At 67.9% G+C, this 12,724-nt stretch carries 13 protein-coding genes; 9 read left to right on the forward strand and 4 right to left on the reverse strand.

What is annotated here, in order from left to right; all coding sequences use genetic code 11:
- Positions 1-31: 31 nt before the first annotated feature.
- Complete coding sequence (locus JDV09_RS00350) at positions 32-796, reverse strand: TetR/AcrR family transcriptional regulator (RefSeq protein ID WP_221367121.1); 765 nt, start codon at positions 794-796, stop codon at positions 32-34.
- A gap of 267 nt (positions 797-1,063) precedes the next feature.
- Here JDV09_RS00350 and JDV09_RS00355 point away from each other — a divergent pair, with 267 nt between their 5' ends.
- The 9 genes from JDV09_RS00355 to JDV09_RS00395 all read left to right on the forward strand — a co-directional run bounded on the left by JDV09_RS00355 (position 1,064) and on the right by JDV09_RS00395 (position 10,612).
- Positions 1,064-1,825: a crotonase/enoyl-CoA hydratase family protein gene (locus JDV09_RS00355; RefSeq protein ID WP_221367122.1), complete on the forward strand. Its 762-nt coding sequence runs from the start codon at positions 1,064-1,066 to the stop codon at positions 1,823-1,825.
- Between the two features lie 18 nt (positions 1,826-1,843).
- Entirely contained in the window at positions 1,844-2,641 is a 798-nt protein-coding gene (locus tag JDV09_RS00360) for an SDR family NAD(P)-dependent oxidoreductase (protein ID WP_221367123.1), read from the forward strand.
- A gap of 27 nt (positions 2,642-2,668) precedes the next feature.
- Positions 2,669-3,676 carry a dihydrodipicolinate synthase family protein gene (locus JDV09_RS00365; RefSeq protein ID WP_221367124.1) on the forward strand — a complete coding sequence of 336 codons (1,008 nt, stop codon included), beginning with the start codon at positions 2,669-2,671 and terminating at the stop codon, positions 3,674-3,676.
- A 77-nt stretch (positions 3,677-3,753) separates the two neighbouring features.
- Entirely contained in the window at positions 3,754-4,659 is a 906-nt protein-coding gene (locus JDV09_RS00370; protein WP_308123960.1) for an enoyl-CoA hydratase, read from the forward strand.
- Positions 4,656-5,876 carry an amidohydrolase family protein gene (locus JDV09_RS00375; protein WP_221367126.1) on the forward strand — a complete coding sequence of 407 codons (1,221 nt, stop codon included), beginning with the start codon at positions 4,656-4,658 and terminating at the stop codon, positions 5,874-5,876. Before JDV09_RS00370 ends, JDV09_RS00375 begins: the two co-directional genes overlap by 4 nt.
- A 16-nt stretch (positions 5,877-5,892) precedes the next feature.
- Positions 5,893-7,521 (forward strand): acyl-CoA synthetase, encoded by a 1,629-nt coding sequence (locus tag JDV09_RS00380; protein ID WP_221367127.1) that lies wholly within the window; start codon positions 5,893-5,895, stop codon positions 7,519-7,521.
- A complete protein-coding gene (locus JDV09_RS00385) occupies positions 7,518-8,381 on the forward strand; it encodes an amidohydrolase family protein (protein WP_221367128.1) in 864 nt (287 codons plus the stop codon). Before JDV09_RS00380 ends, JDV09_RS00385 begins: the two co-directional genes overlap by 4 nt.
- A complete protein-coding gene (locus tag JDV09_RS00390) occupies positions 8,381-9,424 on the forward strand; it encodes an acyl-CoA dehydrogenase family protein (protein ID WP_221367129.1) in 1,044 nt (347 codons plus the stop codon). The genes JDV09_RS00385 and JDV09_RS00390 overlap by 1 nt, the downstream gene beginning before the upstream one ends.
- A 3-nt stretch (positions 9,425-9,427) precedes the next feature.
- Positions 9,428-10,612, forward strand: coding sequence for an acyl-CoA dehydrogenase family protein (locus JDV09_RS00395; RefSeq protein ID WP_221367130.1), 1,185 nt, complete (start codon positions 9,428-9,430; stop codon positions 10,610-10,612).
- Between the two features lie 51 nt (positions 10,613-10,663).
- Here the strand turns inward: JDV09_RS00395 and JDV09_RS00400 are convergent, their stop codons facing one another.
- From JDV09_RS00400 to JDV09_RS00410, 3 genes are all read right to left on the reverse strand, one after another.
- Positions 10,664-11,809: a thiolase family protein gene (locus JDV09_RS00400; RefSeq protein WP_221367131.1), complete on the reverse strand. Its 1,146-nt coding sequence runs from the start codon at positions 11,807-11,809 to the stop codon at positions 10,664-10,666.
- A 67-nt stretch (positions 11,810-11,876) separates the two neighbouring features.
- Complete coding sequence (locus tag JDV09_RS00405; RefSeq protein ID WP_221367132.1) at positions 11,877-12,341, reverse strand: type II toxin-antitoxin system VapC family toxin; 465 nt, start codon at positions 12,339-12,341, stop codon at positions 11,877-11,879.
- Positions 12,338-12,634, reverse strand: coding sequence for an Arc family DNA-binding protein (locus JDV09_RS00410; protein WP_221367133.1), 297 nt, complete (start codon positions 12,632-12,634; stop codon positions 12,338-12,340). Before JDV09_RS00410 ends, JDV09_RS00405 begins: the two co-directional genes overlap by 4 nt.
- Between the last annotated feature and the right edge of the window lie 90 nt (positions 12,635-12,724).

Here is a 12,724-nt window from a genome sequence, read left to right on the forward strand (position 1 = left end):
TGGAATGCGAGTTCGGCGGGGGGTGGCGCGGTTAGCGCGCGGCGGCCCTGCTGCGCGGGCGCGTCGCAGTCTTGGCGGCAGCCTTGCGGGCGGGCGTGCCGTCGGCGATGAGCCGCTCGGCGTGGTCGAGGATGCACTGCAGGCCGAACTCGAAGTTGCGATCGTCGGGTGCGCTGATGTGATGGCCCTGATGGACGATGGTCGCCAGCAGCGGGGTGCTGTCCGGGTCGACCGACATGGAGTCGTCGATGTCGCCGTGGCCGTCCTCGCCGGCCAGGTTCTTCTCCCGCAGCCGTTGCAGGACGACCGATCCGCGCACGTGCACCGACATCGCCGAGTAGGTATCGAAGGCCGCCTCCGGAGACAGCCCCGCCTCGACGAGGCTGTTGATCGCCTTCTCCACCTCCTGCACCCCGAGTTTGGCCGCCCGCGGGCTCAGCGCCGATCGGATCAGGATCAAATCGCACAGGATCGGGTTGCCCATGAACGTCTCCCGCATCGACCGGGCATGGTTGGCCAGCGTCTCGCGCCAGTCCTTGGCTTCCACATACGGGGTGGCGAACGCGTACTGACGCAGCGCGCGGTCGGTCATCGCGTTGAGTAGATCGTCCTTCTTGCGGAAGTACCAATAGATGCTGGTGACGCCGACACCCAAGTGCTTGCCCAGCAGCGGCATGCTCAAGTTGTCGATGCCGACGTCCTCGGCGAGTTCGAACGCGCCCTTGATGATGTCGTCGGGATTGATGGAACCGCGTTCGCGCCGTTGACGCTTCTCCGCGGTCGCCTGCTTCGCCACTCAGGGCACCTCCGTCATGTCGATGCTGCGCGGGCAGCTCCCGTGAGCGGGATGGTGGTCGTGAATGTACCGGGCAGCGAGTAGTCTGAACTGCGCCTTTGCGTCCGTGTCGCTGCGTGGGCGTGTGCGCGACCTTACCGCCCCAGGCCGGTTCGGTAGCGCCCAACGTTCTTCCACTCTTTTACTGTAAGTCCTATAGTAAGCTTTTCCAGCGTTAGCCGACGACATCCACCCGAATGGTCTTGGGCGGCAGGTGAAAGGGGCGCAGTGTCAGACGAGGTTCTCCGGGAACGGCAGGGGCGGGCCCTGATCATCACGATCAACCGACCCGAAGCGCGCAACGCGTTCAATTTCGCGGTCGCGCAGGGACTCGCCGACGCGATGGACGAACTCGACGACTCGCCGGAGTTGTCGGTCGCGATCATCACGGGCGCGGGCGGAAACTTCTGCGCAGGCATGGACCTCAAGGCGTTCATGGCCGGTGAGGTTCCGGCCATCGAGGGGCGTGGCATCGGGTTCACCGAGCGCCCGCCGCGTAAGCCCGTCATCGCGGCCGTCGAAGGCTACGCGCTGGCCGGCGGAACCGAGATCGTGCTCGCCACCGATCTGATCGTGGCGGCCAAGAACGCGAAGTTCGGCATCCCCGAGGTCAAACGCGGCCTGGTCGCGGCCGGCGGCGGCCTGCTGCGGCTGCAGAAGCGGATCCCGTACCAGAAGGCGCTGGAGTTGGCACTGACCGGCGACAGCTTCACCGCCGAGGAAGCCTCGGCGTGGGGTTTCGTCAACGTGCTGACCGAACCCGGCGAGGCGCTGGCCGGCGCGCTGGCCCTGGCCGAGCGCATCACCGCCAACGGGCCGCTGGCCGTCGCGGCGACCAAGGAGGTCATGACCAAGTCCGCCGACTGGACCGAAGCCGAGATGTGGAAGAAGCAGGGCGAACTGGTGATGCCCGTCTTCACATCCAAGGATGCGATGGAGGGCGCGACCGCCTTCGCCGAGAAGCGCAAGCCGAACTGGACGGGGACCTGACGGTCCGGGCGTACTCGGATGGACCTGGGCTTCGCCGATGCGACCGCCGTCGTCGTCGGCGGCGGCCGCGGCATGGGACTGGCCACAGCACGCTGCCTGGCCCAGGACGGGGCGCGGGTGGCGATCGTCGGGCGGTCCCGGGATGTGCTGGAGGAATCGGCCATCGCGCTGACCGAGTGCGGCAGTCCCGAGGCCGTCGCGCTGGTCGCCGACACCGGTGACCCGGCGCAGGTGGACGAGTTGTTCGCCGGGGTAGCCGAACGCTGGGACGGCAAGCTCAACGTGTTGATCAACACCGTCGGCCCCGGCGCCGCAGGCACGTTCGAGCAACTCACCGACGACCAGTGGCTGGCGGCGGTCGACGACGGCGCGATGGGCATGGTGCGTTGCGTGCGCGCGGCACTGCCCTTGCTGCGCAACGCGGATTGGGCCCGCATCGTGAACTTCTCGGCGCATTCGACCCAGCGGCAGAGTGTCATGCTGCCCGCCTACACGGCGGCCAAGTCGATGGTCAACAGCATCTCGAAGAACCTCTCCCTTTTGCTGGCCCCCGACGAGATCATGGTGAACGTGGTCTCTCCCGGCAGCATCGCCTCCGAGGCGCTGATCGGTTGGGCCGAGTCCGTCGGCGTCGACGGCACCGATCCGTATGCGCTGATGTCGGCCATCGACGAACACTTCGGGCACCCCGCGCACCTGCCGCGAGCCGGCCTGCCCGACGAGATCGGACCGGTGGCGGCGTTCCTGGCCTCGCGGCGCAACTCGTACATGACGGGTGCGAACGTCAACGTCGACGGCGGTAGCGACTTCACCTGACATCCCTCCGATACGAAGGAGTGCGTGATGACGGCAGCGGCGGACGCCCGGGAATGGGCGCGAGAAGCCCTGCGCGGCATCGGAGATTCCCTCTACACCCCGTTCTGCGGGCGCGACGGCGACGACATCGACTGGGACGCCTACCGGGCGCTGGTGCGTCACTGCGTGGCCGAGCTGCACCATCCGATGCTGTGGTGCACCAGCGGTGTCGGCGAGTTCTGGTCGCTGACCCTCGACGAGCGAAAGCGGTTGCTGGAGGTCGCCATCGAGGAGGGCCGGGCAGCCAATCCGGACCTGGTGGTGCAGGCCTGCACCGCGGCGATGTCGGCCAGGGACTGCCTGGAGCTCACCCGGCACGCGCAGCAGGCGGGTGCGGACATCGTCTACATCCAGACGCCGATGATGGAGGCCCACGGCGGGGAGGGGGTGCTGCGGTTCTTCCGCTACATCGCCGACCGCACCGACATCGCGCTGGGCATGTTCAACTCGCCGTCGTCGGGATACGTGCTGACCCCGGCCGAGGGGGCGCGCATCTATGCCGAGATCGACGCGGTGTGCGCGACCAAGGAGGGTGCTTTCCGGCCGTCCGCGAGCCGCCGACTGCACGAGCTGGCCCCCGGCCTGACCATCTGGGAGTGCGACAAGACCGTCTACCGGGCCGGCTGGCTGCGCGACGGCATCGTGTGTCCCGCCCAACTGGGGACCGTCGGCTATCTCTACGAAACCCCCGAGCGCCCAATACTTTCCGAGTACTGGCAGCTGATCGCCACCGACCGGCTGATCGAGGCGATGGACTACGCGCGGGAGTGCGGGATGGATCGCTTCGAGCTCGAGTTGGGTTCGTGGTTCACCTGCTATCCCGCACGGGCCGACTACTTCACCCACTGGGGTGGAGCGTTCAAGTTCGCGGCCTCGGTGCTGGGCCTGCCGATCGGCGCTTTTCCGCACTCCAGACCGCCTCAGGCGGTACTGCCCGAACCGGCCGAAACGCAGATCCGGGCGGCTTACAAGAACCTCGGCCTGGTCGACGGCTAGGGGTCCGCCGGCATTGCGGAAGGCGCTACCGATAGGTGTACAGTATGAGCATCTATCGAGCTTGGGAGGTCCGCAGGGTGAGCGCTGTGGAACGCGCCGCGGAACCTGTCGCCGCCGGGGCTGACAGCGCGGTTCTGTACCGGAAGCACGACAGCGGCGTCGCGGTGCTGACGCTGAACCGGCCCGACCGGATGAACGCCTGGGGCGGTGGGCTCGCGGGTGCGTTCTACCGGTGCATCGACCGGGCCGAGGCCGACCCGGACGTCCGCGTCATCCTGCTCACCGGCACCGGCCGGGCGTTCTGCGCCGGCGCGGACATGGGTGACCTGGACACGATCGGCGGGGCCGTCGAGTCGGCCGGCGGCGGGCAGGAGCGAAGCGACCGGGGAAGAGGTCTTTCAGACACCGATGTCACACAGCTCGTCGGGGAACGTCACCCGCACTTCGTCACCCGGCTGCGCAAGCCGGTCATCGCCGCGATCAACGGCGCGTGCGCCGGGATCGGCCTGACCCAGGCCCTGATGTGCGACGTGCGGTTCGCCGCCGCCGGCGCCAAGTTCACCACCGCCTTCGCCCGGCGGGGTCTGATCGCCGAGTACGGAATCTCGTGGATTCTGCCGCGGGTGGTGGGCTGGGGCGCCGCGCTGGACCTGCTGCTGAGTGGGCGGACCTTCTATGCCGAAGAGGCCCACGAACTCGGTCTGGTGAAGGAGGTCGTCGCGCCGGAGCAGCTGATCGAGCGGGCGCTGGCCTACGCCGAGGACATCGCGCGCAACTGCGCTCCCAGCGCGCTGGCGGTGATCAAGAGGCAGGTTTACGACCAGGACGGCCAGACTCCGCGAAACCTGGCGGACACCAGCGCGCAGGCAGAGAAACTGATGCACGAGTCGATGCTGCGGCCCGACTTCATCGAGGGCATCACCGCCTTCTTCGAGAAGCGGCAACCCAGCTTTCCGCCCATGAAACCGGAGGACATGCCATGACCGAAGTCCAGCCGCTGGACTACCGGGCCGTCGATGTCGACAACCACTACTACGAGCCGCTGGATTCGTTCACCCGGCATCTGCCCAAGCAGTTCAAACGCCGCGGCGTCCAGATGGTCCAGGACGGCAAGCGCACCCTGGCCGTGATGGGGGAGACGGTCAACCACTTCATCCCCAATCCCACGTTCGACCCGATCATCGAGCCGGGCTGTCTGGATCTGCTGTTCCGCGGCGAGATTCCCGAGGGCGTGGATCCGGCGTCGCTGATGAAGGTGGACCGGCTCGCCGACCACCCCGAGTACCAGAACCGCGACGCCCGGGTGAAGATCCTCGACACGCAGAACCTCGAGACCGTGTTCATGTTGCCGACGTTCGCCTGCGGCGTCGAGGAGGCGCTCAAGCACGACGTCGAGGCGACCATGGCCTCGGTGCACGCCTTCAACCTGTGGCTGGACGAGGATTGGGGCTTCGACCGCCCGGACCACCGGATCCTGTCGGCGCCGATCGTCTCGCTCGCCGACCCCGACAAGGCGGTCGAGGAGGTCGAGTTCGTGCTCGGCCGCGGCGCCAAGATCGTGTGTGTGCGCCCGGCGCCGGTGCCGGGTGTGGTCAAACCGCGGTCCCTGGGCGACCCCGTGCACGATCCGGTGTGGGCGCGACTGGCCGAAGCCGGTGTCCCGGTGGTCTTCCATCTCTCCGACAGCGGCTACCTTGCGATCGCCGCACTGTGGGGCGGCAAGGCGACGTTCGAGGGGTTCGGCAAGAAGGACCCGCTCGACCAGGTGCTGCTCGACGACCGGGCCATCCACGACGCGATGGCCTCGATGATCGTCCACCAGGTGTTCACCCGTCATCCCACGCTGAAGGTGGCCAGCATCGAGAACGGTTCCTACTTCGTCTACCGCCTGATCAAGCGGTTGAAGAAATCCGCCAACACCGCGCCGTATCACTACAGGGCCGACCCCGTCGAGCAGCTGAGGAACAACGTCTGGATCGCGCCGTACTACGAGGACGACGTCAAGCTGCTCGCCGAGACCATCGGCGTGGACAAGATCCTGTTCGGCTCGGACTGGCCGCACGGCGAGGGCCTGGCCGATCCGATGACGTTCACCGCCGACATCCCGCAGTTCCCGGAGTTCAGCGCCGAGGACACCCGAAAGGTCATGCGTGACAACGCACTGCACCTGCTCGGGGTGGACTCCCTGGTCACCGCGTAGCGCCGGGAGGACACCTATGCCGGAGTGGACCATCGGCGACGTCGTCGACGCCATCGCCGACGCGGTCGGAGATCGCACGATGACGGTGTGCGGTGATCGCCGCACCACCTACGCGGAGATGGCGCAGCGCACCCGCCGGTTCGCCAACTTCCTGGCCGACCGTGGCTTCGGCGTGCACCGGGAACGCGACGAGCTGCAGAACTGGGAGTGCGGGCAGGACCGCATCGCCCTGATCATGTACAACGACCGCTACCCGGAGCTGGTGCTGGGCTGCCTGAAGGCACGCACCGTCCCGGTCAACGTCAACCACCACTACACGCCGCACGAAGTCGCCGACCTGCTCGACTACGTCAAACCGCGCGCGGTCGTCTACCACCGCGCACTCGGTGCGAAGTTCGCCGACGTGTTGCCGCCCGAGGGCGCGGAGCTGCTCATCGCGGTCGACGACGGCAGCGGCGCCGCCCCGCTGCCGGGATCGGTGGATCTGGATGACGCAGTGGCACAAGGCGATCCCGAGCGGCGGATCGTCGGATCGCCGGACGACCTGATCATGTACTGCACCGGCGGCACCACCGGCCGCCCCAAGGGCGTGCTGTGGCGGCAAAGCGACACCTACGTCTCGTCGATGGTGGGCGCCGACCACGACTCGGCCGCCGACATCCATGACAAGGTGGCCCGCAACCAGGGTGCGCCGTGGTTCGCGGTGTCGCCGCTGATGCACGCCGCCGGGCTGTGGACGGTGTTCTCCGGGGCGCTGGCGGGCCTGCCGGTGGTGCTCTACGACGACCGGGGCCGGCTCGATCCGCAGCTCGTGTGGCAGACCGCCGAGCGGGAGAAGGTCGGCCTGATGACGATGGTCGGCGACGCCTACGCCGCCCCGCTGATCGAGGAGCTGCACCGTGCGGACTACGACCTGTCCTCGCTGTATGCGATCGGAACGGGCGGCGCGGCAACCAATCCCAAACACGTCGGCGCGCTGTTGGAGAAGTTGCCGCAGCTGACGATCATCAACGGCTACGGGTCCTCGGAGACCGGGAACATGGGTTTCGGACACAACCAGCGCGGGTCGCACCGCGACACCTTCGACCTGCGCGAAGGTGGAACCGTGTTGTCCGCGGACATGACGAGGTTCGTCACGCCCGGCGAGCCCGAGGTCGGCTGGGTGGTGCGCCGGGGCCGGATCCCGTTGGGTTACTTCGACGATGCCGAGGCCACCCGCACCACCTTCCCGGTCATCGACGGTGAGCGGGTGGTGGTCTCCGGGGACCGGGCCGCACTCGAGGCCGACGGCACGTTGCGGCTGTTCGGGCGGGACTCGCTGGTGGTCAACACCGGTGGTGAGAAGGTGTTCGTGGAGGAGGTCGAGGCCGTGCTGCGTGCGTACCCCGGTGTCGCCGACGCGCTGGTCGTCGGGCGCGACAGCGACCGGTGGGGCCAGGAACTGGTGGCGCTGGTCGAACTGCAGCACGGTGCGGAGGTGACGGCCGACGCCCTGCACGCCGCGTGTACCGAGGAGCTGGCGCGGTTCAAGGCGCCCAAGGAGTTCATCGTCGTCGACAAGGTCCGCCGGCTCGGCAACGGCAAGGCCGACTACCGCTGGGCGAAGACCCGGGCGACGCGGAGCCCGGCGGAGAGCCGGTCATGACCGCGACCCAGCGCCCCGGGGTGATTGATTGTCTGGTCAACGTCCATTTCGGCGAGACCGCCAAGCAGCCCGAGTTCATGCTCAAGGTGCGCGACGACTACTTCAAGGGTCCGCGGTCGCTCTACGACCCGGTCGAACTGCCCGCCCTGCTCGACGAGATGGACGAACACGGGGTGGCGCGCGCGATCCTGATGGACAACCTGGCCAAGCCGTCGGTCACCGCGCGCAAGTTCGTCGCCGCGCGGCCGGACCGGTTCTCGCTGGCGATGGGCGGGATCAACCTGCTGCGGCCGGTGCCGGCGCTGCGCGAGCTGGCCGCGCTGAGCGTCGACCTGCCCGTCACGTATGCCGTTGTCGGACCGAGCTTCTGGGGTGACGGTATGTACCCGCCCAGCGACGCCGTGTACTACCCGCTGTACGCCAAGTGCGCCGAACTGGAACTGCCGCTGTGCGTCAACACCGGCCTGCCCGGCCCGCCGATACCCGGCGAGGTGCAGAACCCGATCCACCTCGACCGGGTGTGCGTGCGGTTCCCCGAGCTCAAGCTGTGCATGATCCACGGCGCCGACCCGTGGTGGGACGTCGCGATCCGGCTGATGATCAAGTACGCCAACCTGCGGCTGATGACGTCGGCGTGGTCACCCAAGCGACTGCCCGAGAGCCTGCTGCACTACATGCGCACCCGCGGCAAGAACAAGATCATCTTCGCGTCTGACTGGCCGGTGCTACGGCAGAGCCGGGTCGTTCCCGAGGCGCAGGCCCTGGATCTGCCCGTCGACATGCTGGACAACTACCTCTACAACAACGCGGACGAGTTCTTCTTCGGCGGCGGCCGGCAGCAGAAAGGATCAGCCCTCTGATGGACCGGTATGAACTACGCAGGCTCGACTACAGCCTGTCCGAGGACCACCAGGCCCTGCAGGCGGCCTGCCGGGACTTCTTCTCGACCCACTGTTCGATCGAGACGGTGCGGGCCGCCGAGGAGTCCGGGTTCGACAAGAACCTGTGGGAACGCCTGTGCGCGATGGGCGCCACCACGATGGCTCTGCCGGAGTCGGCCGGCGGCGACGGCGCGACGCTGGTCGATCTCACGCTGGTGGCCGAGGAGATCGGCCGGTCCCTGGCTCCCGTTCCGTGGATCGACCATGTGTGCGCCGCGCGACTGCTAGCCCGCCTCGGTGGAATCGAGCCGGATGTGGTCAACGGGACCAAGGTCGTCGCGCTCGATCCGCAACAGGGCATGGCGTCGTCGGGCGCACGGCTCATCCCCGCCGGATCCATCGCAGACCAGGTGATCGTCCGCGACGGCGACCAGGTGGTCGAGCTGACGTTCGCCACCAGGCCCGCGCGGGTGGACAACATCGGCAAGCTCCCGATGGCGTGGGTCGACCCGGCCGGCGCCGACACCCGTACCGTGCTGGCCGAGGGTCCGGGTGCGCTCGCCGAATACCAACGGGCACTGGATGAATGGCGATTGCTCACCGGCGCGGCCCTGGTCGGCCTCGTCGAGGAGACGATGACCATCGCGGCCGAGTTCGCCAAGACGCGTTATACCCTCGGCGTGCCGATCTCCACGCTCCAGGCCATCTCGCACCCGCTGGCCAACATCGCGATCACCGTGCAGGGCGGGCGAAACCTGGCCCGGCGGGCGGCGTGGTTCCTGGACAACGAACCCGACGAGCGGCCCGAGCTGGCGCCGTCGGTGTTCGTGTTCATGGCCGAGGAGGCGGCGCGGGCGGCGACCATGGCCGTGCACGTGCAGGGCGGGCTGGGTGTATCTGCAGAGGCCGCCGCCACCGCCTACCTGGTGCGCGCGCGGGGGTGGGCGATCGCCGGCGGTGACCCGGGGGCGACCGCCACACACATCGCCGAACTCGTCGCCGCGCGGGAAGGACGGAGCTGAGCCATGGACTTCTCCCGGGTCGAACTGTCCGACGACGACCAGAAGTTCCTCGACGAGGTGCGTGGCTTCCTCGGCGAGTTGGTGACCGACGAGGTGATTCAACGTGACCGGGAGACCGGTGACAACTTCGACGAGGGCGTGCATCTCGCGCTGGGCGCGGCCGGATACCTCGAGCGCGAGTGGAGGCCCGGCTCCGCACAGGCGTTCACCCGGGTGCAGCGCCGGATCTGGGAGCTGGAAAAACGCCGCGCCCACGTGCCGTGGGTGACGTCGGGAACCACGGCGATGATCGCCCGGTCGGTGGAGAAGTTCGCCAGCCCGGAGCTGCGCGACGAGGTGCTGCCGGGGGTGTACAGCGGCCACGTCCGGTTGTGCCTGGGCTACACCGAGCCCGAGGGCGGCTCCGACGTCGCCACCTGCAAGACCCGCGCGGTGCGGGACGGCGACGGCTGGGTGATCAATGGCTCGAAGATGTTCACCACCGGCGCGCACAACTGCCAGTACGTCTTCCTGATCACCAACACCGATCCGACCGCCCGGAAACACAAGAGCCTGACCATGTTCCTGGTCCCGCTCGATTCGCCGGGCGTGGAGATCCAGGGCATTCGCACGGTGGACGGTGACCGCACCAACATCGTGTACTACAGCGACGTGCGGGTCGACGACCGATACCGGTTGGGCGAGGTCAACGACGGATGGACGGTGGTGCGCGAACCCCTCAACGCCGAACACGGAGCGGTCGACTCCGCCGACGACGGTCTGCAGGACGTGGCGATCATGATGCACCAGGCCGGCTTCATGGCGACCGCGGTGGACAAGGCCGCGGAACGGTCGACGATCCCGGATCCCAACGGGCGCAGGCTCATCGATGACGGTTCGGTCGCCTACCGGCTGGGTCGCAGCGTCGCACGGCTGGAGGCGTCGCTGTCGGCGCCGAACATCTTCGGCCGGGTCGCGATCGCGCAGACCATGCGTGACATCTCTCCGGACCTGATGGACCTGCTCGGCGCCGCGTCCGCGCTGCCGGTGGGCGCCGACGGAGCCGCCGACGACGGGGCCACGGAGTACGTCTACCGATTCGCTCCGCTGGTCGGCATCTACGGCGGAACCCTGGAGGTGTTCCGCAACATGATCGCCCAGTACGTGCTCGGTCTGGGCAAGCCCAGCTACTCACCCGCCAAGAGGTAGCGATTTCGGTGTAGTTCGTCACGCGGAAGGTGACGAACTACACCGAAATCGCTAGGTGGTGAGGACCGTGGCGCCCGCGGTCCCCGGCGCACCGTAGAGCTGGGCGAAGCCCACCTTCGGCTCGCCGGGGATCTGCCGATCGCCGGCCTGACCACGCAGTTGCCGGACGATCTCGTGGACCTGCCGCAGCCCGGAGGCGCCGATCGGTTCGCCGTTGGCCAGCAGCCCGCCGTCGGTGTTGACCGGCATCGACCCGCCGATCTCGGTGGCTCCGTCGGCGATCAGCTTCTCCTGGTCGCCGTCGGCGCAGAAGCCGGCCTCGGCCATGTGGATGATCTCGGCGCCGGCGTCGGTGTCCTGCAGCTGGATCACATCGACGTCCGACGGCTCGACACCGGCCTTCTCGAACGCCGCCCGCGACGCGTAGACGGTGGGAGAGACGTCCTCATCGACCGGTGCGAACGTCGTGTTGACCTCGTAGGCACCGTATCTGCGGGTGCGCACCTCCACCGCGCGCACGAACACGGGCTTGTCGGTGTAACGGTGGGCCAGGTCGGCGCGGCACATCACCACCGCCGCGGCGCCCTCGTCCGGCGAGCAGAACATGTACTGCGTCAACGGGTAGTTCAGCATCGGCGAGTCGAGAACGGCCTCCTCGCTCATCGGCTTGCGCCGGAACGCATTCGGGTTCAATGCACCGTTGCGCAGGTTCTTCGTCACCACCCTGGCCAGGGTCTGGTGGCTGATGCCGTGCTCGTGCAGGTACCGGTTGGCCTTCATGCCGAAGAACTGGGTGGTCAGGTACTGGCCGTTCTCGGCGTACCAACTCGGCATCCCGACCAGACCGGGATCCTCGGTGAACGCCCCGCGGGGATGCTTGTCCATGCCGACGGCGATGCCGATGTCGTAGTCACCCAACCGGATTCCGTCCGCACACGCCTTGGTGGCGCTGGCCGCGGTGGCGCACGCGTTGAACACGTTGGTGAACGGGATGCCGGACAGGCCGACCATGCCGACGATGGCGTCCGGGTTGGCGACCGTCCAGCTGCCGCCGACGCCGAACTGGATGTCGGTCCAACTCACCCCGGCATCGGCGACGGCGGCGGTGATGGCGTCCACGCCCATCTGCATCGCCGTCTTGCCCTCGAACCTGCCGAACGGGTGCAGGCCCACACCGATGATCGCGACGTCGTGCATGGTGGAAGGTCCTTTCGGGTCACACCGCCGTCCGGTCCGATCACCGACGACGAACCAACCGTAAATCTTACGGTAAAGGCTGCGGTGGGGGAATCTGCGGGGCGGTCAATCCTTCCGCTGCGGCGGCGGTGTTGAGCGCACGGTCGAACGCGAGGAATTGGACACCGTCAGGCACCGCGTCGGCGACTGCCAGCGCACTCGCGAGCTGAACTGCATCGAATGCTCGAAGCCCGTGAACACCCACCAGGTGGGCGGCAGCATCGATGAGCCCGGCAGTGACCGCGATGACAGAGAATCGTGGCGGTGTTCCGATGTCGCCGAAGTAGTCCGCTTCGAATTCGGCAACGAGGATCGCGACGTGTGATGCGGCGATTTCATCGGCGCGATGCTTGCGCCACAGCGCCGCGGGCACCTCGACTCGGGCCAGCTGACTTACCAGCAGAGGCGACAGCGTTCTGACACCGTCCGCATCCTGCTCGTCGGCGTAGAGCTTGACCAGCGCGGAAGAGTCGGCAAAAACGCCGGCGCTCAACCTCTTTCACGTACGACGAGGTCGGACAACGGGGTGCCCTGCCCGGCGGCTTTCCGCGCACGTGCCACGGCAGCGCGATCCGGCCGGGAGCGCCGGCGCCCGGGTTCGGCCAGCAGCCCGGCCAGCGCGAGGCGCTCACGGAGCCGGTCGACATCATCCCCGGCGAATGCGGGGTCCGTCGCAGCCTGAGCCAATCGGGTGAGGTACTCGTTCACGCTGCAGCCATGTCGTGATGCCACCTGGCGTATCCGCTCGACAAGCTCGTCGGGAGCACGCCATGTCACCTGAGTCATGCATGCATGCTAGCAGGCATGCTACGAGACGAGCCGCACGGTCGGCCGCCGCACAGAGGGGCCTTGCACGGCCGCGAGCGTCGGCATCTC

It is taken from the genome of Mycolicibacterium xanthum (assembly GCF_019710635.1).
In the GTDB taxonomy this organism is placed as follows: domain Bacteria; phylum Actinomycetota; class Actinomycetes; order Mycobacteriales; family Mycobacteriaceae; genus Mycobacterium; species Mycobacterium xanthum.

What these genes read in the sequence shown, in the direction of transcription:
- JDV09_RS00385 (WP_221367128.1), top strand. Translation starts at nt 7,518, where the DNA reads ATGACCGCGACCCAGCGCCCCGGGGTGATTGATTGTCTGGTCAACGTC.
- JDV09_RS00410 (WP_221367133.1), bottom strand. Translation starts at nt 12,634, where the DNA reads ATGACTCAGGTGACATGGCGTGCTCCCGACGAGCTTGTCGAGCGGATA.
- JDV09_RS00390 (WP_221367129.1), top strand. Translation starts at nt 8,381, where the DNA reads ATGGACCGGTATGAACTACGCAGGCTCGACTACAGCCTGTCCGAGGAC.
- JDV09_RS00375 (WP_221367126.1), top strand. Translation starts at nt 4,656, where the DNA reads ATGACCGAAGTCCAGCCGCTGGACTACCGGGCCGTCGATGTCGACAAC.
- JDV09_RS00395 (WP_221367130.1), top strand. Translation starts at nt 9,428, where the DNA reads ATGGACTTCTCCCGGGTCGAACTGTCCGACGACGACCAGAAGTTCCTC.
- JDV09_RS00380 (WP_221367127.1), top strand. Translation starts at nt 5,893, where the DNA reads ATGCCGGAGTGGACCATCGGCGACGTCGTCGACGCCATCGCCGACGCG.
- JDV09_RS00365 (WP_221367124.1), top strand. Translation starts at nt 2,669, where the DNA reads ATGACGGCAGCGGCGGACGCCCGGGAATGGGCGCGAGAAGCCCTGCGC.
- JDV09_RS00360 (WP_221367123.1), top strand. Translation starts at nt 1,844, where the DNA reads ATGGACCTGGGCTTCGCCGATGCGACCGCCGTCGTCGTCGGCGGCGGC.
- JDV09_RS00400 (WP_221367131.1), bottom strand. Translation starts at nt 11,809, where the DNA reads ATGCACGACGTCGCGATCATCGGTGTGGGCCTGCACCCGTTCGGCAGG.